The sequence below is a fragment of the Virgibacillus sp. MG-45 genome (genome assembly GCF_036409425.1).
Taxonomy (GTDB): domain Bacteria; phylum Bacillota; class Bacilli; order Bacillales; family Amphibacillaceae; genus LDC-1.
Genome location: NZ_JAXOFU010000007.1, coordinates 113922 through 138715 on the forward strand (window position 1 = coordinate 113922; position 24794 = coordinate 138715).

Genomic DNA, 24794 nt, shown 5'->3' on the forward strand with positions numbered 1-24794 from the left:
ATGAATCGGCTATCCTTGTTAGTTGTATAGTATAAAGATATTTTTCTTTTTAGGGCATCATCATAAGTAAGGAAACAATTGCTATAATCGGAACCGCATTGACCATTGCAATACCAACCATGGCAAACGTATTCATAAACCCCTTTACATCCTCCTCTACATCAAACACACGCTGAAGAAAGATAAAGAAGGATGCAAATCCCATTAAAAACAATAGGATTAACCCAGGAATAAATAGTTCATCAATGCTTGAAACAGTCATCATATTAATCATACCAAAGATAATTAATATGATAGGAATAATTTCACATATGGCAACGCCAATAAAAAAGAAAGACTGTGTACGTTCCTTTTGTTGTGGATTTTCTTTGATCCGCTCAACACTAATTTTAAACACAAATAAAATTGGTAAAACAGCTAATAGTGCAGCAACTACAAAAAGATAAGGTCCCATAATTCCCTCCAAATCCCCCTATTTCGTTTTCTTATCACAAATTTCTCTGTCATTCTATCATAGGGGCGAGAACTACTCAATAGTATTTGAGATTAGGGTTTAGGAGTGGGCTTGATCGAGTGAAAATCAGAGGAGCTCTTCAGCGGTCTAAGAGGTGAGGTAGCTGTTGAAAATTCCACGAAGATACAGTTTAGTTAAAATGAAAAACATAAATGAAACTATTTAATTAGTCGATGACTTATTGTCATAATGACAGCATATATCACTACTACAATTAGTAGATAAAAAGGCAAAAGTAAAGGCTGAGTTAAATTTCCAATAGGTGCTATTAAAAAGAATGATAAAACATATCCCAGTAAAAATAGGAAAGAAAATATACAAAGATGCGAGATTATAAAATAGTTTAAAATTATTCTGTTCTTTCTGAAACGATATAACACAATCGTGGCAAGGATAAATAAGCCTAAAAAGGATATTTCAAAAAAGTTAATCCAAAAATTTAATTGTTGAATACTTTGAAGTTCACTCCCTGTTAGTCCATCCATATTTGCCCAGAATTGAGATTTAATTAAGCGATAATTATCCAATAAAACATACCCCACATAAAATATCAACATCAGTCCAAGATACACGAATGAAATTAACCGCATCTTACCTTTACCCATCACTTTATTGTGCATGGTTTGCATATAACCGCCCCATTTTAAAATTTAAGTTTAAAATACTCTGCAATCTATAACCTTTCCCTTAGTTTAGTATACCTATTCGCAATTTCAAGGTTGATGATTCTATCTGGCTTACTGTAGCCTATTTAATCGTGATCGAGATAGGGCCTTTCTCGATCGAATAGGGGTTGCTCTCGCTCGAATTGGGGAGGTTCTTGATCGTTTGCCCTGATTCTTGATCGTTTGGAGCACTTTCTTGATCGAGTTGGGCCGATTCCTGATCGTTTGCCCCGATTCTCGATCGTTTGGAGCGCTTTCTTGATCGAGTTGGTCCGATTCTTGATCGTTTGGAGCGCTTTCTTGATCGTTTGCCCCGATTCTTGATCGTTTGGAGCGCTTTCTTGATCGAGTTGGGCCGATTCCTGATCGTTTGCCCCGATTCTCGATCGTTTGGAGCACTTTCTTGATCGAATTGGGTTGTTCTCACTCGAATTGGAACTGTTCTCGCCCGAACTGGGGTTGCTCTCATCCGAATTGGGGTAGTTCCCGCTCGAACAGGGCCATTTCCACCCGACTCCCGCTCCATTCCAATCAAATCTCTCTCATATTCTAGCAGTTCCTACTTCCAGCAGCTATTAAAAATTATGCACGTATAGAACTTTATACCTGGTAGTTTATGAAGCTTCTTCACGATATCTGTCGAATCCAATAGAAACCACTAAAATGAGATAGGTCAATGGACTCTTGTTATTATACTAAAAATTATCTATCATCAGTTATATCTGAATATTAAGTCATGGATAGATGAGGTGGTGACATAGTAAAGGAGTTGGATTAGGTTTACGAAAGCACGCATTTTATAAGGGGGAATTTGATGTTTAAGCGGGTTGGTGCATTTCTATTAATCTTTCTTTTAGCATTTAGCAATGTTTCGTTTGCAATGGGAGAAGTAATGCCAAAAACAATCGAAAAGAATAAACAGGAAAAACTGTTTGATCAGCAGTTGAAAGAAACGGTAGATCCTGAAAAAGAGGTTCGTGTTGTCATTGAAGTTGACGGTGAAGCTCCAATTCAGATAGCTTCAAAAAAAGGAAAGATGTTTAAGGATTTATCGCAAGCAGAAAAGAAGCAGCTTCAAAAGGAAGCTAACTCAAAGCAAAAAGCGGTAAAGGAAGCGATCAAAAAGCAAAACATTCATCCTAAATATTTACAAGCGTTTAATGCAGTTGTAAATGGGTTTAGTGCTACTGTAAAACAGAAGGAAATTGATGAAATCAAACAAATTGCAAATGTTAAATCGGTTGAGATTGTGAATGAGTATGAACGTCCAATCGCAAAGCCTGACATGAAGTATAGTAAGGAGCTTGTAGAAGCACAACAAGCATGGCGTGATTATGGATTTAAAGGAGAAGGGCTAGTTGTTGGAATCATAGATACCGGTATTGATCCAAGTCATCGCGATATGGTGTTAACAGATAACTCTACTGCTGAACTGACCGAAGAAGAAGTAGGCGAAGCCGTAGAAGAGGAAGGGTTACCTGGTAAATTTTATACGGAAAAAGTACCATATGGCTATAATTATATGGACGAAAATGATGAAATCCGTGAAATTTACCAAGGTGCATCCATGCACGGTATGCACGTCGGTGGAACAGTTGGAGCTAATGGAGATGAAGAAAATGGGGGCATTAAAGGGATCGCTCCTGAGGTTCAGTTACTCGCATTAAAAGTATTTGGGAATGATCCTGAAATGCAGTCTACGTATGGTGATATTTATATTAAAGCAATTGATGATGCGATTAAGCTAGAGGCAGATGTACTGAACATGAGCTTAGGATCACCATCAGGGTTTGTAAATGAAGATTCACCAGAACAGGAAGCTGTCGCACGTGCAGTTGAAAACGGCGTATACATGGCGATCTCTGCTGGGAATTCTAACAAACTAGGTGATGGATTTTACTACCCACTTGCATCGAACCCAGATTATGGTGTAAGCGGATCACCTGGACTTTCCTATGATTCTGTCCAAGTAGCTTCGTATGAAAATTCATTTATTGAAGTTGAATCGGTTGAATACAGTATTGATGGGGAACCAGGAACAGCACCTTTCCTATCGGCAGGAAATACAAGTCAAGCTGCTGGAGAAACCTTTGAGCTTGTCGAGGCAGGATTAGGAAAGCCGGAAGATTTCGCAGGGAAGGATCTAACAGGAAAATATGCACTAGTCCAGCGCGGGGAGCTTGCTTTTACAGATAAAGCATTGAATGCCCAGAACGCTGGTGCTGCAGGAGTATTTATTTACAACAATACAGATGGACTTGTAAATATGGCTACAGACAATGCCATTGTCATTCCACAGCTCTTTATGCTAAAGAGTGATGGAGATAGATTAGCAGCAGCTCTTAAAAATGGACAAGCAGTATCGGTTACCTTTAATGGAGAGAAGCTTGGTACACCGAATCCAGATGCAGAAAAGATGAGTGATTTTACTTCTTGGGGTTTAACACCAAATCTTGATTTTAAGCCAGAAATTACGGCTCCTGGTGGACAAATTCTATCTACATTGAATGATAATGAATATGGGCTTATGAGTGGTACATCGATGGCAGCTCCACATGTTGCCGGAGGAGCAGCGCTTATCTTAAATCGTACCGAGGAAGAGTTTGGACTTGAGGATGAAGAACGCGTACTTCGTGCCAAAAACCTCATGATGAATACGGCGAAGATTGTTGATTTTGAAGGCACGCACGTTTCGCCACGTCGTCAAGGAGCAGGCTTAATGCAGCTACATGCAGCCTTGTCTACACCAGTTATGGTTACAGAAACGGAGACAGAGGAAGCAAAGGTTGCGCTAAGAGAAATAAAAGAAAATACAGTGACCTTTGCATTAACTGCAGAAAACTTCACAGATCAAGCAGCAACTTATCAAGTAAAAGCAAATGCACAAACCGATGTGCCAGTTCAAAATGGAGATGACCTTCTTGTCGCACCTAACTTGTTCGGTGCCCTAGATTTAGAAGGAATGGCAACGACAACCGTGAATGGAGAGGAAGTAAGCACAGTAGAGGTGCCTGCAAATGACGCGGTAGAAATTACAGTGACGATTGATCTAAGTGAAATTGATGCAGCGTTAGCATCAAACTTTGTTAATGGCTATTGGTTAGAAGGCTTTGTTACATTAACGGATCCAAGTGATACGAATCCACAGCTAACAGTTCCATATGTTGGTTTTAAAGGGGATTGGGACAAGGCTCCAATATTTGATAACCCATTATGGGAGCAAGGTTCCTATTATGAAATGACTGGAGCAGTTACACATCTAGGAGAAGGAAATTATGGCTTCCTAGGAGAGGATTTAAATACAGGAGCAATTGATCCAACGAAAATCGCATTTTCACCAAATGGGGATGGTGTACAGGATGATGCATTAATGATTTTATCCTTCTTAAGAAATGCGAAGGAAGTCAAGTTCCAAGTACTAGACGAAAATAAAAAGGTAGTACGTACCATCCGAACAGAGGACTTTGTCCGTAAAAATTATTATGATGGTGGTTCAAACCCGATGTACTCGTTGTCTTCTGATCGCACTTGGGATGGAAAAATTCGCGGGAAGCAAGCAGCAGATGGACAGTACTACTTGCAAGCAGAGGCTGTTATTGATTATGAAGGAGCAGAATGGCAAACGTTAGAAGTACCAGTTATGGTTGATACCGTTGCTCCAGAAGTAGAAGCAAGCTTTGACAGAGAAGCGAACAGTGTAGCAGTGACTGCAAGTGACGATGGCAGTGGACTAGCTTATTGGGATGTACTTGTTGATGGACAGTCTGTTTTAGCTAACCCGTATACGAACGGCGAGACGGAGCATCAGTTTGACCAAGAACTAGGTGAAGGTCAGCTGCTCGAAATTGTTGCCGTAGACTACGCTGGAAACCAAGTAGCAGAAGAGGTTTCACTTGAACCACAGGATACGACGATACCTGATTTACACCTGTTAACACCTGAATTTCTCGGTGTAGAAACGAATAAAGAAGTAGTGTTCTCAGGATATGTAAAGGATGAATCAGGCATTAAAGAAGTAACGGTAGATGGAAAGCAAGCAGAGCTCGTCTATAATGCAGAGGAAGATCGTTATGACTTTTCATTAACGGTAAAGCATACAAAGGATGGCTTCTATTTCTACCATATTAAAGCGGTAGATATGGCTGGAAATGAAACAGAGATTGGCAGACGCTTTTTCTTAGATAGTGAAAAAGCAAAAGTAAAGGTGAAGGCGAAGAAAAAAGTGAAAACTGATACAGTAAATGTAGCGGTTAACATTAAAGATAACTTTGATGATATTCGTCTATTTGTGAATGGGGATGAAGTGTATAAGCATGCGCTCTCAGAACCATATGGGATGAATGGTTTTAATAAGACGATTAAAGATATTGAGCTTGAGCTAGAGGATGGGAAAAATGAGTTTGAGTTCAAAGTAGTCGATCTTGGTGGACATGTAACAACAGAAACGATTGAGATTGAAAAGAAAGTAAAAGAAAATGATGATGAGAACTGGTATAGTTACTGGATTGAACAAATGTATATTATGCTTGGCAAGCTTTGGGGTTTGTTCGGATAAAATGATATTTGAAAGCATCGGCATCCATATGGGTGCCGATTTTTTCATGCCTTCTTATGTGTCGGATTTCTAAAAAACAAGGTAGATACATACAAATAAAGTATCGATGATAAAGCATTAGCCCATACATCCTAGAGAGAGGAGAATCAGAGGTGAAGGTTCGGAAAGCTATTATTCCAGCAGCTGGACTGGGGACGCGATTCTTACCAGCAACAAAAGCACAACCAAAAGAAATGTTGCCCATCGTTGATAAACCAACAATTCAATATATCGTAGAAGAAGCAATTGCATCGGGGATTGAAGATATTGTCATCGTTACTGGTCGTGGGAAGCGGGCAATTGAGGATCATTTTGATATTTCATACGAATTAGAGGAAAAGCTTGCATTACAGGGAAAGGAGCAGACGCTTGCGAAGGTCCGTGAAATATCTTCATTAGCAAACATTTACTATATCCGTCAAAAAGAACCGAATGGTCTGGGAGATGCAATAAGATGTGCAAACCGATTTATTGGAAATGAAGCCTTCGCGGTGTTACTTGGTGATGATATCGTAACTGCAAACCGCCCTTGTCTTTCTCAGCTTATGGAAGCCTTTGAGCAATATCAAACTTCGATCATTGGTGTCCAAAAAGTTGCCGCCGATGCTGTAACAAAGTATGGAATTGTCGCCCCATTAGAGCAAACACTTAATCCTACACGAATATTCCCTATCCATTCACTTATTGAAAAGCCAAAAACAGAAGAAGCACCATCCAATATCGCGATCATTGGTCGGTATATTTTTATGCCGGAAATATTTTCACATTTGAATGTAACAACACCTGGAATAGGAGGAGAGCTGCAGTTAACAGATGCGATTAATCGCTTAAATGAACAAGAGCGTGTTTTGTCTTGTTTAGTGGAAGGAAAGCGATATGATATTGGAGATAAGTTCGGATTCATTCAAGCAACAATTGAAATCGCGATGGAGCGGAGTGATTTAAGAGAGGAACTCGTTCCGTATTTACATGGTTTGCTGGAAGACGTTTATAAAAGCGGTAATGGCAGGGGGAAATTATGAGAATAGCTGTTATTGGAGCTGGATATGTTGGGTTGATTACAGGGGTATGTCTTGCGGAATTAGGTCATCAAGTTACATGCGTTGATGTGAATAAGTCCAAAATTCAACAGCTATCAAAAGGGGTGTGCCCGATTCATGAACAGGGACTGGAGGAGCTAATACGAAAAAACATACGACAGCATCGATTAAGCTTTACGACAATGTATGAGGTTGGACTTACCGATTCTCAGCTTGTATTTATTGCAGTAGGAACACCAGAAGCAAACGACGGTTCAGCAGATTTAAGCTATGTTAAACAGGCAGCAAGTGCCATTGCACAGCACTTACAGCAGGATACAGTTGTTATTACGAAAAGCACTGTCCCTGTTGGAACAAATGAACGTATTCAAGGATGGATCGAAAAAGAAGCTCCACGCGATATTGCTGTTCATGTTGTTGCAAATCCAGAATTTTTAAGACAAGGATCAGCTGTCGAAGATGCCTTTCGAGGTGACCGGATTGTGCTCGGTGCGCAGAATCCAACGGCAATGAACGTTGTAGCAGAAATATATAAGCCATTAAACATTCCTATTTTAAAAACGGATTTTCGCAGTGCTGAAATGATTAAATATACGGCAAACGCATTTTTGGCCATGAAAATTAGCTTTATTAATGAAATTTCTCATGTTGCGGAACAGTGTGATGCAAATATAGAGGAGATTGCGAAAGGTGTAGGAATGGATAAACGAATTGGTTCCTCCTTTTTAAGAGCTGGCATAGGCTATGGAGGATCCTGTTTACCAAAAGATACAAAAGCATTGCTTGCAATAGGTAAAAAAGCAGGTCAGAAAATGCGAATTATCGAGCAAGTGCAGCGTGTCAATGAATTGCAACGCGTATGGCTCATTGAGAAAATACTACAACGCTTCGGTAATCTAGACGGAAAAACAATTGCACTTCTCGGATTAGCTTTTAAACCGAATACGGATGATATGAGGCAATCACCTGCAATCGAGATTGCACAAATGCTCATTAATATCGGGGCAACAGTTCATGCATATGATCCGGTAGCTTTAGAAAACGCAAAAGAAGTGATGCCACGACAGGTTAGAATGATGACAACGATGGAAGAGACTTTGCGACAGGCTCATTGTGCAGTCATTTTAACCGACTGGCAGGAAATAAAAGCATTTCCTTTAGAGAACTATCACCATTATTTAATATCCCCCATTTTATTTGATGGGAGAAATTGCTTTTCACTAACAGCGGTGAAGCAAGCAGGGCTTGAATACCATTCGATCGGTCGGCCGGATATATTTCCTATAAGTGAAGCAGTCCAAGCGTATCCCGAATAATCGGGTATCCTTGGACTGTTTTTTAAAAACTTCTTCAGTTCTAAAGAAAAAATGATTATAAACCGTTCGCTTTCGGACGATACTGTTTAATGGTTTTTACTTTATTCGATTAGACAATGGACATAGAGGAAGGATACTAGCATGCATTTGCTTCAACATACTAAATGGCGTAAGAGACTTGAGTATAGCTTCATTTATTTTATCGCGCTGCAACCATTTTTAGATATTGCTGCATTCATTCACCTTCCCATATCGGAAATTGCCCGAATTGGAATCATGGTGGCAGGATTTTGGTACATCCTGTTGTTGCCCCCTGGAAAATGGAAGAAAATATTCATTTCATATTTTTTACTCGTTATTAGTTTTATGGTGGTTCATCTTATTGTTACCTTGGGATGGAAGCATCCTTTTTCCGTTGGGGAGGAAGTCATTCATATTGTAAAATCAATGTTTTTCGTAGAATTGCTCGTTGTATTTATACTTGTATTTAATAAATGGCACGTGCAACTAAAAAAGAACCGTACGATCGAACGTCTCGTTTTTTTCAATATGGCAACGATTGGCGGAATTATGCTGGTTGCTACTATAACAGGAACTGGAAAAAAAACCTATGATGCGCTCTCCAAGGCAGGTCATTCAGGCTGGTTCTTTTCTGGAAACGAGCTAAGTACGATTGTAGCAATGGGGTTTAGTATGATGCTGCTCTATTTTTGGACAGAACAGTCTTTCAACAATAAGATATATCAGCTTCCCTTTATCGTGCTCGTTATCGCTTCTATGCTAGAGATTGGAACGAAGGTAAGCTTTGGAGCAGTTGTAGTTATCTTAGGGATAGCTCTGCTTCTTGCTATTATCGGCTACCCTAAGCATCACGAAAGATGGAAACACGCAGCAATACTCGCCACCCTTTTTATGATGACAATAATTGCTGTTCCATACGCAGCAATTGGAAACAACCTTAACTTCTTTTTTGGAGAAACGAATTCGCAACAAGAAGAACAAAAGGACACTCCAGAAGACGAACCAGAGCAAGTTCCAGAGCTATTAAGCGGACGTAGTGAATTCTTGGACGAGCTGCAAATGCAATTTAGCGAAGCACCACTCCTTCAGAAGCTTTTTGGCATGGGATATGGTGGGAACTATGAACAGGAGCCTAAGCTCGCAGAAATGGACATGCTTGATTGGTTTTTTGGTTTCGGAATTGTAGGCAGTTTACTTCTTTTTCTTCCCCTTTTAAGTATTGGCATCTTGCTGTTGCGCCATCTGTTACTTTGTAAGTGGAACTTGCCAATCATATTTGCCGCATTAGCGACCTGTCTCGGCTTAGGTAGTTCTTTTGTAGCAGGACATGTATTATCGTCCCCTGCTGCGAGTATTTACCTTATTGTCGTTATTAGCTTTTTATGGATGCATGTGAACCCGCCAACTTTGAACAGATGAGGAATGTATAAGATGACGAAACGAAAGGAAAGAATATTAATAATTAGTACGATGTATCCTAGTAGCAAGCATCCGGTATTCGGGGTATTTGTGGAAAACCAAGTTCGAGCGTTAAAGGAAAAAGGAATGCTAGTCGACGTAATAGCTGTTCAAAATCCAAGCTCGAACAAGAAGGCAGTGCTGCAAAAATACATGACGTGGATTATGCGGACTGGATGGACACTCGTTACGAAAGGGAAAAAATATACGATTATTCATGCCCATTATATTTTTCCGAGTGGCCTTTGCGCGCTTATATTTAAAAAGCTGTTTCATGCAAGGATGATTGTTACTGCACACGGTGGGGATATGGATAAAATGGCGAGGAAAAATCGTTTCTTCCAGAAGGCAACGAAGTGCATCTTGCAAGAAGCAGATCACATAATAGCGGTCGGTCATCAATTAAAAAATGACATGGTTCTACATTACGGCATACAAGAACAAAAAATCGATGTACTACCTATGGGCGTCGATCGGAGCCGATTCCATCCAATGAATAAAAAAACAGCACGCAATTTAATTGGTTGCAATGAACAAGTGTCCATCATTTTATATGTTGGAAATATCATTCAGGCAAAAGGGTTAGAGGAATTAGTTGCAGCCTATCAGAAGTATAAGGAAACGAATCCAACAGCCCAACTCCATATAATCGGCGCAGAAAAGGAACCTCTATTTGCAAAGAACTTAAAGCGAAAGACGCAAACAGAAGAAGGGATTTTTTTTCATGGGCCGATGCAGCAAAGTCAATTACCTATATGGATTTCTGCAGCAAATGTGTTAGTAATCCCTTCCTATATGGAAGGCTTTGGACTAGTTGCTTTAGAGGCGATGTCCTGTCATACGCCAGTAGTTGGCACGACAGTAGGAGGACTTCGCTATTTACTTGCCGATGGGGCAGGCATATTAGTCCCACCAAAGGATTCTGATGCATTAGAAGCAGCCTTACAAGCAGTGCTTTCCTCTACAAGTTTACAGCGATCATTAATACAAAATGGGGAAGAAAAGGCACGTGCATATGATCAAGACCAAATTATAGAACGTTTAATCGAAATTTATCGTGATAGGAGCAGCAGTTGATGAAGCAAAAAAAAATACTTCTAATATCATCTATTGGTGGACATTTAACACAGCTCATGCAGCTAGAGCCTATTTTTAAAAAATACGATTATCATATTGTGACCGAAAAGTCCGAGATTACAGAAAAAATGAAAGAAAACTATCCCGTATCCACACTCGTATATGGTGCACGCAACTATCCCATTCGTTATTTGTTTAAATTCTCCTTTAATGTATGCAAAACCTTTTTCATTTTTCTACGTACTCGACCTGACGTTGTTATAACAACCGGGGCACATACTGCTGTACCGATGTGCTATATTGCCAAGCTTTTCCGAAAAAAAGTGATTTTTATAGAAAGCTTTGCAAAAACAACGTCACCAACCCTTTCTGGAAGACTTGTTTATCCGATTGCAGATTTGTTTATTGTGCAATGGGAATCGATGCAGAAGGTATACCCAAATGCGCGTTATGGAGGTGCTATCTATTGATATTCGTTGTACTTGGAACGCATGAACTCCCATTTCATCGTTTATTAAATGAAATAGAACATTTAAAGCAACAAGCCTTCATCAAAGAAGAGGTCATTGTTCAACACGGGCATACCCCTTGTAATAGTAAATACTTTTCATTAAAGAAATTTGTGAGCTATGAGGAAATGGATGCTTTATACGATAAAGCAAGGATAGTCATTACCCATGCGGGAACGGGGTCGGTTGTGACAGCTTTACGTAAAGGGAAGAAGGTGATTGCTGTTCCACGATTAAAGGAATATGGAGAGCATAATGATAATCATCAATTGGAAATCGTGGCTCAGTTTTTAAAGCAAGGATACATATTAACATGGAAGGATGGCGAACAGCTCGCTGCTGTTTTAAAACAAGCAGAAGATTTTAAGCCCCAGCCATTTCAATCAGGAAAGAAGACGATTTTTCAATTAATTCAACGCTTTATCGAAGAGGCATAACAACATAGAAGCAAAATAATAACTCCGAAGAAAAAGGATGGTTGCTTTTTCCACGGAGTTAAATATTTACAGGTTGCTCTACTTGTTGTGCCTCTTCAACATAAAGTGCCTCTATCAGCTGTTTGCTAGCGTTTCCTTTCGAATAAAGGTTCCACTGGTTAGCAAACTGTTGAACACGCCCCATATCAAACGATGCTTGCATAATGATGTCAATTAACGCATCTGTGTTAAAAGCAATGGGTCCAGGGACAAGTGTTTCATAATCTTCCCAAAAGCCTCTCGTTTTTTGGTATGTTTCCAAATCATACGCAAAAAAGATCATTGGTTTTTGCAGCAATGCATATTCAAAGGGAATAGAAGAATAGTCTGTGATTAGCAAATCTGCCACAACAAGTAAATCATTCATCCGATAGTCACTTGATACATTAAAAACAAAGCCCGGAAATTTATTTTCAAACGTCCCATTTATAGCGGGATGAAGCTTTAAGAAAATGACATAATCATGTCGTAACGATTTATACATTTTCTCTATATCTAGTTCGATTGTTGCCGATGCTAGGTTGTCATCTCGAAAAGTTGGTGCATAAAGAATGACTTTCTTTTTCTTAATAATTGGAAATGCATCTTCTAATATATGCTTTGCTTCATTCATAGCTTCAGAATCATAAAAAAAGTCTGTACGCGGAATACCAGTACGCAAAATAGTATCATTCGATAAGGCAAAGCTCTTTTTGAAAATCGTAGCCATTCGTTCTGAGCCGACAACAACGTGATGGAAATTGCTATAAACCTTATGAAAGCGATCTATTGCGCGTTGTGAACGAAACTGATTCGATGGATCCTGTAAACCAAACTGCTTTATAGCACCTGCAGCATGCCAAAGCTGAATACATTCTACATTGGAGCGGAAGGAACTCGCTGCTAGAAATCCATAATAATTATCTACAAATACCTTATGTGAGGTAGCTAAGTGATAAATAGATTGTATCCAATTTATGAGATTGCTAGGTTCGAACGCGAGTATTTGTTTGGTTGCTAGCATTTCCTTAAAGTTGATGTGACATTGGGAGGTTGAAAGGATAACAACTTGGTCGTCTGTTTGTTTTTCAACTTCTTGTGCAGCAAACAAAATATTATCCCCAAAGGAAGCAACAAATGTTGTTTTCTTCTTTTGGGGAAATCGTTTAAAAAGTTCAAAGAAAATACGAAAAACAAACAGGTATGCCGTAACAGCAAATTCCCTAGCCATTGTTTGCTGAATTCAAATCTTGTTTGATTTTTGTGGTGGAAATTCCAACTGTCCGCGGCAAATAAACGACCTCACATTGGTCTTTCAGAAAGTCAAATTTCCCGGTCCAATCATCTCCCATAACAAACACATCAATGTTATGCGCCTTTACATCTTCCACCTTTTGCTCCCATGTATGTTCAGGAATTACTTCGTCTACATAACGAATCGCCTCAAGGATTGCCTTGCGTTGCTCGAATGAATAGTACGCCTTTTTACCTTTTAATGCGTTAAATTCATCAGAAGAAATAGCAACAACGAGATAGTCACCGTACTCCTTTGCACGACGTAGAATATTTATATGACCAGTATGAAGCAAATCAAATGTTCCATATGTGATTACTTTTTTCATTTATAATAACCTCCAAAAGAAAGTTGTTTATTATACATCATACAATAAGATTGTTACAATAACTTAACATACAAATTTCATTTAACAAATCTTATAATATATTATTATACTATGTTTTACGAATAAAGAAAACATCGATAAAGTAATATGAAATTCAGTTAGAGTTCACCTATATACTTACTTGTTATTAATAAAAAATGCTTTTTATACCATTTATTTTTTGATACTATAATTGTAGCTTGTATAGAGGTAATCAAAGGAGTAAAAAATGAAAGAAATTGATGGAGCTAATAATCATAGATTTATTTTTCTACTTAGTTTATTACTAATTATCAATACGTTCGTACGAACACAATATGAAACGTTAATTACAATAGGAAATATAAGCATTTTTGTTACATTAATAGTTATGTTTGCATATGTAATGCATTACTTTGTTCATACAAAATCATTGTTGGATGCCAATGACTCGCTTATTCATATTGCGATTGCAATGTATTTAATTGTGTACACAATAAGCTATTATTCAAGTGCAAATGTTGATTTTATTTATTTTTTAAAGCTATCACTTTTTTTTGTTTTTATACTTGGAGCAGTGAAGCTCCGATGGACGCCAAAGCATATTCGAATTTTTGCGCATTTGATAGGTATCGTAACATTGATCCTATTTTTACATTGGGTGTCATTAGATTTTTCACAACTTCGTTTCAAAAGTATCTTTAGAAATCCAAATTATTTAGGTGTTTTATTACTAACAATGCTATATTTCAAAATTATAGCCATTAAATATAGTTCTAGAATAGAGCGATTTTATTTTCTATCCTTAATAATGATTAACTTACTTGTTATGTATAGTACGAATTCAAGATCACCAGTCTTAGCTTTAATCGTCATTTTAATTGTTTGGATATTGTTAAAGAAAAAGGTGAAAATTCTTCCATATCTTTTTCTAATAGTAATTACCCTTAATAGCTTCTTCATTTTGATATACATATGGTTACAACAAACAAGCTTAGGAATATTTTTAAATAAGTTGAGCATAGAATATTTAGGGAAATCGTTGTATTCAGGTAGAAGTATATTGTGGGAAAAAATCATTCAAAAAATTATGGAAAAACCTTTATGGGGTTATGGTGTTGGGATCCAACCAAGGGAATTAATGGATGTTCGTTTAACTGCTCATAATCAATATTTACAAATTCTTTTAGAAGTTGGGATATTGGGGTTTTTACTTTTTCTATTTCTCATCTTTGTAATATGGAATGCGCTTTTGAAAAATATGACTAGTTTTACAGCAAGATGGTCCTTAAGTTTTTTTATAGGATTTCTTATCTATGAAAATTTTGAATTAACGTTGTTTCAAAACAATTATTCAATCGCTATGCTTCAATGGGTAATTATCACTGTTGGTATCAATTTTATAGAAGACAACAAAACATAACATAAAATTAAAAACCGAATGCCTATAATAAGATAGGCATTCGGTTCATTTTATTTATCTTACTTTTACGAATTCTGTACCATTCTTTCCGCCGCTAATCCAGGCTTCTTTGTTATTATAATAAATCTTATACCATTCATTTTGACGGATTACTTTATTATTACTGTCAAGCACACCAGCAACTAATTGATTACTCAATTGACCTAATTGTGCTCCATTAACAGGAGTGTCACGTACGTATAAACCAGTTGCTGTAACCTCTAGCAGATTTAAGAGTTTTATAAAATCTCCATGTGCCCAGCCAGTTTTTCCACCGTATTTGACATTTAGCCACTCACCGTTCGAGCCAAGTACTTCTATTTTAGCACCCTTAGGCATTTTATCAATAATGTCTCCATCAGGAGTTTTTCTTAACATTAAGTTTCCTGAGTCTACAGAAACGATACCGAATATATTGCTAGGGAAAGTTTCTTGGACCCCCGTATTAGGAGGTGGTGTCGTATCAGGCTCCGGAGTTGGAGAAGGTTGATTTATAAAACTTGGTACATCATATACTAGAGTATAGTTATTTAAAGATTTATAGATATCTGCAATTCGTTTTGTCTGAATAACTGCCCATTGTACATGTGTTGCATACTGATGTGTAGCAGGGTTATCTGGATTCCACTTCATTTTGTAAAGGGTATCCTGCCCCTTATTAATATAATTTTGAGCAACTTTACCTGCTCCACCGAGTATGGCTGCAGATGGAGTAAACCATCCTTCGTCAAAAGCATATTTAGCACCACATGTTAAAGGACACGAGTCCTTTGCACCGTATCCGTACATATTATATACGGTATGGGTAGCCTTGTTAGGGTCAGAAACTACATTTCCTTTTGAGTCTACTTTTACTCCAGCAGCTAATGTTGAAGTACCATTTCCAGTTTCATGTAACGTGTGAGCAATTAGATAAGCTTCATTAATGTTGTATTTTCTACCGGCATCAATAAATGCTTGTCCAGTTCCATGTAAAGAACCTTTACCCCTAAGGATGTTTTGGTTTATTTCATTGGCATTTAAACCAGCTGGCTGGGTCAAGTCAAGAAACTGATAGTAAGATTGTGTACCTTGCTTAAAGTTAGCAGGATTCACATAATATTCTACTTCTTCTCTTGTAGCTGAAACTTTACCTGCTCCGTCAGATTTATTTCCGCCATATGCCATTTGGCGATCAACCATGTATTTAAAGGAATAATTGTATTTCGTGTAATTTGTAATATCCTTTGTAGTGATGTCACCCACATAAATGTAGCCAGTGCGAGGCTTTCCACTTATATACACAGTTGCCTCATACCAATTTTTCGAGAAAGTTCTAAACTTCAGCATCGTTCCTTGATTATAACTTTTAAGGACGTTTGAACTTTGAGAAGCGCGAGAATATACATGAGTTGGACGCTTTAATGCACGACCATCCAAGTTCTGTTGCTTTCCTGGTAAAAGCTCCTCCACATGGCTAGTGTGTATATATCCTGTTCTACGTTTACCATTCAAGTAAATCGTTGCTTCATACCAGTTACTCGAAAAAGTTTGATAGTACAAAATACTCCCACTAGCATAAGATTTTAAAGCTTTTGATCCCGTTGAAGCTGCTGCATAAACGGTTGTTGGATTCTTTACCCCAATCCCTTTCAGTGTTTTTTGATCTTTGACGGCGTTTTCCACATGTGAATGGTGAATATAGCCAATTCTTCTTTTTCCATTAACATAAACCGTCGCTTCATACCAATTTTTACTGAATGATCGATAGTAGAGAATACTGCCTACAGGATAAGACTTCCATGCTCCACCGTTTGTAGAAGCTTCTCTATAAACTGGCGTTGAAGATCTTAAAGCAACTCCTTTAAAGCTTTCACTCGTATTAGAAGGTGGTTCTACATGTGAATGGTGGATATAGCCAGTTCTTCTTTTTCCATTGACGTAAACCGTCGCTTCATACCAATTTGATGTAAAAGTACTATAGTACAGCTTCGAGCCAATGCTATAGGATTTGAGTTTACTAGAATTTGTGCTTGCGCTGGAATATACGGCTGTTGGATTCTTTAAACCAAGTCCTGACAGAACCTGTTGGTTTTGTGTTGCGTTTTCAACATGACTTTTGTGTATATATCCTGTTGTTGGCTTCCCTTTAATAAAAACGGTTGCTTCATACCAATTAGAAGAAAAAGATTTATAGATTAGTATAGAACCCTCTGAATAGGATTTGAGTTTGCTAGAATTAGTAGATGCGTTTCTATATACATTAGTGGGATTGTTTTGTGCTACACCTTTAAGCACAGTCTGATTGGTTACTGAATTTTCTACATCATTTTTATTGATGTATCCAGTTCTCCAGCTTCCATTCGCATAGACCGTAGCACGATACCAAGTCGCATTAAAAGGCTCATAAATTAGTATTGCACCCTGTGGATAATCCTTTAGGACTTTTGAACTTGTTGACGTGTTTTGATATACATTAGTTGGCGCTTTTAAAGCGACACCTGTTATTCTTGTATTCGCCTTAGTCGTATCTGAAAACAATAGAAGAGAACCAAATACAAGAATTGTAAACAACAACACTCTTAATATAAGACGTCCTTTTCGATGTGAATTATACAAACAATTATTCGCCTCCTTTTCTATTAAATTGTTTATTCCAGAATAACCTCTGCTTATAATTTATTACCACCTTCTTTCTTTGCTTCCATTTTATTATCGCAATTTTTAGGGGAAAAGTTAAGTAATTTTGGAAAATATTCATAGAATGTGACGAATAATGACTGATTCAATTGTATAAACGAAGTGAAAGTGTAAGGTGGAAATATTACAATTGCAATAAATTCTTGTTTTTACAAAGGAAATTGGTCAATAATATACTATAATTAAATATAAAACTAAAATTTTTAGCGAAGCAGGGGTATTTATGAACTTTTTTACATTTTCCAACAAAAAAAACAGTAAAAAATTAAAGGATAAATTGGAGATAACTCAAAAACAAGACACATTAATAATAAGAGGGTTGTTAAATAATACAAATTATGCAGTGAAGGAACTATGGCTGTTTTCTCGGGAAGAAAATGGTATCCATCGTATGATAAGTAAAATAACTCCTTCTAATCTGTTTGAGTTTAAAGTACCTTTAAATGAATTATTGCCGACGGACAATGAGAAAAAAATGGATATACTGGATTGGTACATTAAAATAGAAGTACCGTTTAATCAATTAAGTAAAAACAAACAAAAGGAAAAGAATGTGGAAATCATTGATAAAAACGGTGAAAAATACGCAGAATATTTTATGCGGTTAGGAAGATTTGATCGAACGAATATTCATGGACTAGCATTTTATTATAAAGAAGATCATTCAATTATTAACTACATTACAACAAACGGAAATTTATCACTCACAAGGAATTTAGAACCTGACTCACCTACGAAAATACAAATCGAAAAGTTTAAGACGAAGAAGAGTGTGCTTAAATTAGAAGGAAAGCTCTTTACAAGGAATTCTTTGATTCAAGACGGTCAATTTGTATTAAAAGGCAGGGACACGGATATTGAGTTAAAGAGCCATAATGTGACATTTAATTCTTTAACACATTTAGTCGAGAAGAACTATGGCTTAAATCGATATAAATTTTCTATTTCAGTCGATTTATCTGTAATTAATAATGGGTCTTTATTAGAAGAAGATGTCTATGATCTATACTTATTATTAAATTTGCATGATAAGCATGAAATGAAATATGTTCGTTTAGGAAGACCAACCTTTCGAACAAAGTTATTTATGAAAGATATATATGGAAAAGATCATAATGAAGCGATTGTAGTTAATCCATATTTTACGTTTAAGGCGTCTAATCTTTCATTAGAAGTGTACAGCTTTTCATTGGAGTCGTTTAACTATTTGCAGCGGATGATGAGATGGTCTTGGCTAATACAATTATTCCATAAAAAAGAGGATATTTGGATTGTTGGGGAAAGATCGTACAAGGCACAAGATACGGGCTTGGCTTTTTTTAAGTATGTTAGAACAAACTACCCGAATCAAAAAGTGTATTACGTTATCGATAAAAGCTCACCAGAAAAAGGAAATGCTGAGAAGTATGGAAATGTATTGGATTTTAAATCAAAGGAGCATATATGGAATACTATTGTTGCGAAAAAAGTAATCTCATCTCATCACCCAGATTATTTGTTTCCTATACGTACATCCTCGTTTAAAGCAAAGGTAAAAGCCGACAAAATATTTTTGCAACACGGTGTGATGGGTACGAAAAATATGGTGGCAAACTACGGAAAAGATGCGCCTGGGTTTGATACAGACTTTTTTATGGTAAGCTCTGATTCTGAAAAAGAAATGATTATCAATGATTTTGGATATAAGAAGGAAGAAGTGTTTGTAACCGGCTTGTCTCGATTCGATTCATTATTTGAAAAGGATGTAAAATTAAAACGACAAATATTAATCATCCCAACATGGAGAGATTATATCGTTATGGATGATTCGTTTTTTGAAAGTGAGTATTATAATCGGTATAAAAACTTAATTGAAAACAGCACGCTACATGAGCTTGCCGATAAGTATAATTTTAAAATTATCTTTTGCTTACATCCTAATATGCAGAAGTTTAGCAAGCACTTTGAACATCCTAACGTAAGAGTGATTAGTCAAGGAGAAGTAGATGTTCAACATTTAATCAAATCAAGTGCGATGATGGTAACAGATTACTCAAGTGTTGGATTTGATTTTAGCTTTTTAGATAAGCCTGTTATATACTATCAGTTTGACAGAGCAAAGTTTATCGGAAAAAGACCTTCACATTTAGATTTGGATAATGATCTTCCTGGAGACATAACAGATAATGAAGTTACAATCGTCGATCTTATAGAAGCATATGCGCAACAAGATTTCTCAATGAAGCCTGAATTTAAAAAGAGGGCTAGTAAATTTATAAAATATAGAGATCAACAGTCTTCTAAACGAATTTATGATGTAGTTATCAATCATAAAGCAAAAAGAAGGCTGCTTGAAAGTCCAAAATTGAAAATGCTATTAAAAGCGCTTTTTAACAAATATCGCAAAAGTGATTTGTATTTCCCAAGCATGAGACTTTTTTATAAGATTGGTTCTAAGCTAATCCCAGTCGACAAAAAATTAATTTTGTTTGAAAGTGGTATTGGAAAACAATTTGGTGATAGTCCTAAAAATATCTATGATGAAATCGTGGCAAGGAAGTTGCCTTATAAAAAAGTATGGGTCTATAACAAAAACCTTTTAGTTGATGATGAACATACAAAATATGTGAAAAGACTTAGTCCACAATATTATTATTATTTATTACGAGCAGGGTATTGGGTGAATAATCAAAACTTCCCTACTTATATTAAAAAGCGTGCACAAACTACGTATCTTCAAACATGGCATGGAACCCCCTTGAAGAAAATGTTGTTTGACATTGAAGAGGTTCATGGAAGAAGCGATGATTATGTACAAAGAGTTGGAGAAGCAGTTAAAAACTGGGATTACTTAATATCTCCTAGTAATTATGCGACGAGAGCTTTTAGAAGTGCATTTAAATATAATGGAGAGATTTTAGAAGTAGGATACCCGAGAAATGATATTTTTTATCGAAGTCATAAAGAAACGGTGTATTCAAAGGTTAAAGAGAAGCTTTCCATTTCATCGGATAAAAAAATCATTTTATATGCCCCTACATTTCGTGATGATCAAGCGAAAAAGAAAAATAAGTTTTCGTTTGACTTAAATATGGATTTAGTTAAGATGAAGGAACGTCTAGGTGATGATTATGTGCTATTGCTTCGAATGCATGTAGTGATAAGTAGTAAAATAGAGATAGATGAAACACTGGAGGATTTTGTATATAATGTATCTAGCTATCCAGATATCCAAGACTTGTTAGTGGTTACGGACATCTTAATTACTGACTATTCATCTGTCATGTTTGATTTTGCAAACACTAAAAAACCAATTATTTTCTATACGTATGATTTAGACCACTATCGAGATGATGTCCGAGGGTTTTATATGGATTTAGAGAAAGAGGCGCCTGGACCACTTGTTTATGATACAAATCAAATAATAGAGAATATATTGCACATCGAACAGATGAATCAACAATATAAAGCAAAATATAATGATTTTTACGAAACGTATTGTTCTCTTGAGGATGGAAATGCGAGTAAGCGAGTAGTAGATCGATTGTTTCAGTAAATTTAAAGGACATTTAGTGTAAGATCAATCACTATCCTTCACTATCTATTACTGTTCTTTTACTTTTACATCATGATTTCTCCTAAGGAGTGTAAGTTAATGGTAAAAAGGGTAATATCTAAATTGGTGTCAACAATATATCGATTGCTTTTTATTCTTATAGGTAAATTACCAGCGAAAGATATTATTATGTTTGAGAGCTTTCTGGGTAAACAATTTAGTGATAATCCAAGGGCGATATATGAATATATGTTAGATAAGTACCCTCAATATATAATGTATTGGAGCGCAGATAAGCGATATTTGGAAAGCTTCACACATGAAAATATAAGATGTGTGAAGCGTCTATCCTTAAGGTGGGTAGTATTAATGGCTAGATCTAAATACTGGATCACCAATAGTCGTTTACCCTTATGGATTAAAAAGCCAAAGCATACATCATATATACAGACATGGCACGGAACACCATTGAAAAAATTAGCTGCAGATATGAAACAAGTTCATATGCCTGGTACGGATACAGAACAGTATAAATTTAATTTTATTAATGAAGCGAAAAAGTGGGATTATTTAATATCGCCTAATGCTTACTCTTCTAGAATTTTTAAGCGGGCCTTCCAGTATAAAAAGAGAATCATAGAATCTGGCTACCCTCGTAATGATTTTTTGCTTAACAATAATGAAAATGACAAAATAAAACTGCTTAAAAAACGGCTGAATCTTCCAATGGACAAGAAAATCTTGCTATACGCTCCTACATGGCGTGATAATTTATTCTATGAAAAAGGAAGATATAGATTTAATATTCCCTTGGATTTAAAACAAATGCAGTCTCAGCTTGGAGAAGGCTATATTGTTTTATTACGTTTGCATTATCTTGTTGCCGAGAATTTAGATATATCCGATTTTAAAGGTTTTGTATATGATTTTTCACTTCATCATGATATAAGAGAGTTGTATTTAGTATCTGATATTTTAATTACTGATTATTCTTCTGTTTTCTTTGATTATGCAAACTTAAAGCGCCCAATGCTATTTTATGTATATGATATTGAAGAATACCGTGATAACTTACGAGGTTTTTATATGGATTTTGAGACAGAAGCGCCAGGTCCTTTAATAAAAACAACAGAACATTTAATAAATGAAATCAAAAACATTGAAGTCACTGGTTATCATGAGTCAGATAAATTAAAGTACTTTTATGATACGTTTTGCTATTTAGAAGATGGGTTTGCAAGTGAAAGAGTAGTAAAAGAGATTTTCAACTAACTTTATAGGAGTGTAAACATGACTATAAGAAAAGCGATAATCCCAGCTGCGGGTTTAGGAACTAGATTTCTGCCTGCTACGAAAGCAATGCCAAAGGAGATGCTTCCAGTTGTTGACAAACCAACAATCGAATATATTGTCGAAGAAGCAGTTAACTCAGGAATCGAGGACATTATAATTGTAACTGGAAAAGGAAAACGGGCAATTGAAGATCACTTTGACAACGCATATGAGCTTGAAGATGCCCTAATTAAAAAAGAAAAATTTGAGCTGCTTGAAAAAATAAAAAAATCTGCAAAAGTTGATATTCATTATATAAGGCAAAAACAACCGATGGGTTTAGGACATGCTATTTGGTCTGCTAGAAAGTTTATAGGAGACGAACCATTTGCAGTATTACTTGGTGACGATATTGTACAAAGCGAAACGCCATGTTTAAAACAACTTATAAATGAGTTTGATAAAAAACAATCCTCTATTATAGGTGTACAAAGGGTTCCAGATACTGAAACAAATCGGTATGGTATTATTGATCCTTCCTTTAATGAAGGTAGATTATACAATGTAAATCGTTTTATTGAAAAGCCACCACTGGGGACGGCGCCATCAAATCTAGCTATTATTGGACGATATATCCTTACATCTGATATCTTTCGATTTTTAGGAGAACAAACAATTGGAGCTGGAGGAGAGATTCAATTAACAGATTCTATAGAAAAGTTGAATCAAATTCAGCCAGTATACGCTTATGAATTCGAAGGTCATAGATATGATGTAGGGGAGCAAATAGGATTTATAACAACCAATATCGCTATTGCTTTAACTAAAGAAGAGTTAAGGGAACCGTTATTAAACTATTTAAAATCTACCTTACAAAAAAACTAATTAAGAATCTACAAACTCCGAAGAAAAACAACAATTATTGATAGTTGTATTACGATTGAAGAAGAGAGGAGAATGGTTCTAATGAAACAGAATACACCAATTATTTTAGTTAATTCATTGAATGTAGTTAGAGGAGGGCTAACGAAAGCGGTCTTTACAAGAGCAAATACGTTAGCAGAAAAATTTGATAAAGTATATATTTTCACTTTTCTATACCAGCAAAATTTCAAGCAAATTATTGATACGCTATATAAAACAGGATTGTTAAATAAGAAAGTAGAAGTACTAAATTTGTTCGAAGACTTCAAGCCTAGAAATAAAATGAAAAGAAAGATTAAACATTCAGTTTCGGAAAAGGGCTTAGTTCATTTTAAAGATGCGAAGCCAGATAATCCTTCTTATCGCTATTATAAAAATGGTCTTTATGTTAAGTATAAAAGGTTTGATAAAAATGGAAACTTATTATTTATTGACCACATGAATGAATCGAGACATAGAGTAACAAGAGAAGAATATGATCTGAACGGTTATTTATATAGAATGAGGCATATGGACTTTATGCTTAATAAATCTCGCCTGGATCGATATTTTGATCTAAAGGGAAACTGTTATCTAACTGTATGGATCAATCCGAATAATAATAAAGAATCGCGAGTGGTATTATTTGAAAATGAGCCAAAAGAATATGCATCGATGGATGCGCTAAAGAAGGTTTGGTTAGAACGGAGATTAAATAAGATTTCCAATCCAGTTGTTTTAGTCGATAACCGGCCTACAGATAAGTTAGTTCAAAGTTTAGGGAATAATGTAAAAAAAGTCGCTGTTATACATAATAACCACTTTAAGAAACCATTTGATGCTAGTGCTGAGATAAGAGATGAATATATAGACTTGTTAGAAAATCAAAGTTCATTTCATAAAATTGTTTGTCTAACACAGGAACAAAAGGAAGATATTGAACAGAAGTATGGTAGAAACGATAATATCGTTGTTATACCACACCCTGCAATGCAAGTTAATCAGCGTACAATAAAAGAGATTGATTCATCTTTTGATCCACACCTGGCAGTTTCGTTAGCTCGCTATGTTAGTCAAAAAAGATTAGATGAAGCAATTCGCGCATTTAAAATTGTAGTGCAAAGCATACCTAAAGCAAAGTTTTATATATATGGTTTTGGAAAGGAAAAGGATAAACTGGTTCAAATAATCAATGAACTTGAACTGGAGAATAATGTGAAACTAAAAGGCTTTACAGCAGACACTACAAAAATATATAAATCAGCTGCTTGTTCGGTTTTAACCTCTGATTTTGAAGGCTTTGGAATGGTTTTAACTGAAAGCTTAGCCGCAGGAACACCAGTTGTTTCTTACAATGCCAAATATGGTCCAAGTGATATCGTTCGCGATGGAATTGACGGCTTTTTAGTTGAACGAGGAAATAAAGAGCAGTTAGCAGATCGAATTATTAAGATAATGAATAATAGAAAAGTAAGGGAAGAACTATCTGAAAATGCCTTACAAGTTAATAGACGATTTAGCGTAGAAAAGTATGCAGCACAATGGACATCATTACTGAAAGGTTTATAAAAACTGTTTAAAAAGAACTACTAGAAATTGGGCTTGTGCACAAAGCCTAATTTTTATTGTCTTTTACTTGTGATGCTTGTATAAT

General features: G+C 36.2%; 16 protein-coding genes and 1 pseudogene. 12 read left to right on the forward strand and 5 right to left on the reverse strand.

The annotated features are described in order from the left end of the window. Positions 1–49: 49 nt before the first annotated feature. Together SPK86_RS09395 and SPK86_RS09400 are read right to left on the reverse strand one after the other, a co-directional pair. The gene (locus tag SPK86_RS09395; protein WP_284138987.1) at positions 50–454 is read right to left on the reverse strand and encodes a hypothetical protein; all 405 of its coding nucleotides are present in this window, start codon (positions 452–454) and stop codon (positions 50–52) included. A 797-nt stretch (positions 455–1251) separates the two neighbouring features. Further along, entirely contained in the window at positions 1252–1578 is a 327-nt protein-coding gene (locus SPK86_RS09400) for a hypothetical protein (protein WP_330949187.1), read from the reverse strand. A 415-nt stretch (positions 1579–1993) separates the two neighbouring features. On the opposite strand from SPK86_RS09400, the gene SPK86_RS09405 reads away from it, so the two are divergent. The 7 genes from SPK86_RS09405 to pssE all read left to right on the forward strand — a co-directional run bounded on the left by SPK86_RS09405 (position 1994) and on the right by pssE (position 11631). Continuing rightward, on the forward strand, positions 1994–5734 hold the full coding sequence (locus SPK86_RS09405; RefSeq protein WP_330949188.1) for a S8 family serine peptidase: 3741 nt from the start codon (positions 1994–1996) through the stop codon (positions 5732–5734). A 152-nt stretch (positions 5735–5886) separates the two neighbouring features. After that, the gene (gene galU / locus SPK86_RS09410; RefSeq protein WP_330949189.1) at positions 5887–6795 is read left to right on the forward strand and encodes a UTP--glucose-1-phosphate uridylyltransferase GalU; all 909 of its coding nucleotides are present in this window, start codon (positions 5887–5889) and stop codon (positions 6793–6795) included. After that, entirely contained in the window at positions 6792–8129 is a 1338-nt protein-coding gene (locus tag SPK86_RS09415; protein ID WP_330949190.1) for a UDP-glucose dehydrogenase family protein, read from the forward strand. The genes galU (SPK86_RS09410) and SPK86_RS09415 overlap by 4 nt, the downstream gene beginning before the upstream one ends. A gap of 141 nt (positions 8130–8270) precedes the next feature. Continuing rightward, a complete protein-coding gene (locus SPK86_RS09420; RefSeq protein WP_330949191.1) occupies positions 8271–9569 on the forward strand; it encodes an O-antigen ligase family protein in 1299 nt (432 codons plus the stop codon). 12 nt (positions 9570–9581) lie between these two features. Then, a complete protein-coding gene (locus tag SPK86_RS09425; protein WP_330949192.1) occupies positions 9582–10685 on the forward strand; it encodes a glycosyltransferase in 1104 nt (367 codons plus the stop codon). Further along, positions 10685–11155 carry a PssD/Cps14F family polysaccharide biosynthesis glycosyltransferase gene (gene pssD, locus SPK86_RS09430; protein ID WP_284138994.1) on the forward strand — a complete coding sequence of 157 codons (471 nt, stop codon included), beginning with the start codon at positions 10685–10687 and terminating at the stop codon, positions 11153–11155. Before SPK86_RS09425 ends, pssD begins: the two co-directional genes overlap by 1 nt. Beyond that, entirely contained in the window at positions 11152–11631 is a 480-nt protein-coding gene (gene pssE, locus SPK86_RS09435; protein ID WP_330949193.1) for a PssE/Cps14G family polysaccharide biosynthesis glycosyltransferase, read from the forward strand. Before pssD ends, pssE begins: the two co-directional genes overlap by 4 nt. Before the next feature lie 58 nt (positions 11632–11689). Here the strand turns inward: pssE and SPK86_RS09440 are convergent, their stop codons facing one another. Beyond that, the gene (locus tag SPK86_RS09440; RefSeq protein ID WP_284138996.1) at positions 11690–12880 is read right to left on the reverse strand and encodes a CDP-glycerol glycerophosphotransferase family protein; all 1191 of its coding nucleotides are present in this window, start codon (positions 12878–12880) and stop codon (positions 11690–11692) included. Next, entirely contained in the window at positions 12873–13271 is a 399-nt protein-coding gene (gene tagD / locus SPK86_RS09445) for a glycerol-3-phosphate cytidylyltransferase (protein WP_284138997.1), read from the reverse strand. Before tagD ends, SPK86_RS09440 begins: the two co-directional genes overlap by 8 nt. A gap of 268 nt (positions 13272–13539) precedes the next feature. Here tagD and SPK86_RS09450 point away from each other — a divergent pair, with 268 nt between their 5' ends. After that, a complete protein-coding gene (locus SPK86_RS09450; RefSeq protein ID WP_330949194.1) occupies positions 13540–14712 on the forward strand; it encodes an O-antigen ligase family protein in 1173 nt (390 codons plus the stop codon). A gap of 54 nt (positions 14713–14766) precedes the next feature. Here the strand turns inward: SPK86_RS09450 and SPK86_RS09455 are convergent, their stop codons facing one another. Beyond that, entirely contained in the window at positions 14767–17349 is a 2583-nt protein-coding gene (locus SPK86_RS09455; RefSeq protein WP_330949195.1) for an SH3 domain-containing protein, read from the reverse strand. Positions 17350–17653: 304 nt separating this feature from the next. On the opposite strand from SPK86_RS09455, the gene SPK86_RS09460 reads away from it, so the two are divergent. The 4 genes and pseudogenes from SPK86_RS09460 to SPK86_RS09475 all read left to right on the forward strand — a co-directional run bounded on the left by SPK86_RS09460 (position 17654) and on the right by SPK86_RS09475 (position 24709). Next, complete coding sequence (locus SPK86_RS09460) at positions 17654–20965, forward strand: CDP-glycerol glycerophosphotransferase family protein (protein WP_330949196.1); 3312 nt, start codon at positions 17654–17656, stop codon at positions 20963–20965. 102 nt (positions 20966–21067) lie between these two features. Then, positions 21068–22237 (forward strand): annotated as a pseudogene (locus tag SPK86_RS09465) (CDP-glycerol glycerophosphotransferase family protein); the annotation flags it as partial. 18 nt (positions 22238–22255) lie between these two features. Then, a complete protein-coding gene (gene galU, locus SPK86_RS09470; RefSeq protein ID WP_330949197.1) occupies positions 22256–23122 on the forward strand; it encodes a UTP--glucose-1-phosphate uridylyltransferase GalU in 867 nt (288 codons plus the stop codon). An 81-nt stretch (positions 23123–23203) separates the two neighbouring features. Beyond that, on the forward strand, positions 23204–24709 hold the full coding sequence (locus SPK86_RS09475; protein ID WP_330949198.1) for a glycosyltransferase: 1506 nt from the start codon (positions 23204–23206) through the stop codon (positions 24707–24709). Positions 24710–24794 lie beyond the last annotated feature (85 nt).

What these genes read in the sequence shown, in the direction of transcription:
- SPK86_RS09440 (WP_284138996.1), bottom strand. Translation starts at nt 12,880, where the DNA reads ATGGCTAGGGAATTTGCTGTTACGGCATACCTGTTTGTTTTTCGTATT.
- SPK86_RS09425 (WP_330949192.1), top strand. Translation starts at nt 9,582, where the DNA reads ATGACGAAACGAAAGGAAAGAATATTAATAATTAGTACGATGTATCCT.
- SPK86_RS09395 (WP_284138987.1), bottom strand. Translation starts at nt 454, where the DNA reads ATGGGACCTTATCTTTTTGTAGTTGCTGCACTATTAGCTGTTTTACCA.
- SPK86_RS09420 (WP_330949191.1), top strand. Translation starts at nt 8,271, where the DNA reads ATGCATTTGCTTCAACATACTAAATGGCGTAAGAGACTTGAGTATAGC.
- SPK86_RS09415 (WP_330949190.1), top strand. Translation starts at nt 6,792, where the DNA reads ATGAGAATAGCTGTTATTGGAGCTGGATATGTTGGGTTGATTACAGGG.
- SPK86_RS09475 (WP_330949198.1), top strand. Translation starts at nt 23,204, where the DNA reads ATGAAACAGAATACACCAATTATTTTAGTTAATTCATTGAATGTAGTT.
- tagD (WP_284138997.1), bottom strand. Translation starts at nt 13,271, where the DNA reads ATGAAAAAAGTAATCACATATGGAACATTTGATTTGCTTCATACTGGT.
- SPK86_RS09460 (WP_330949196.1), top strand. Translation starts at nt 17,654, where the DNA reads ATGAACTTTTTTACATTTTCCAACAAAAAAAACAGTAAAAAATTAAAG.
- SPK86_RS09450 (WP_330949194.1), top strand. Translation starts at nt 13,540, where the DNA reads ATGAAAGAAATTGATGGAGCTAATAATCATAGATTTATTTTTCTACTT.
- SPK86_RS09405 (WP_330949188.1), top strand. Translation starts at nt 1,994, where the DNA reads ATGTTTAAGCGGGTTGGTGCATTTCTATTAATCTTTCTTTTAGCATTT.
- galU (WP_330949197.1), top strand. Translation starts at nt 22,256, where the DNA reads ATGACTATAAGAAAAGCGATAATCCCAGCTGCGGGTTTAGGAACTAGA.
- pssD (WP_284138994.1), top strand. Translation starts at nt 10,685, where the DNA reads ATGAAGCAAAAAAAAATACTTCTAATATCATCTATTGGTGGACATTTA.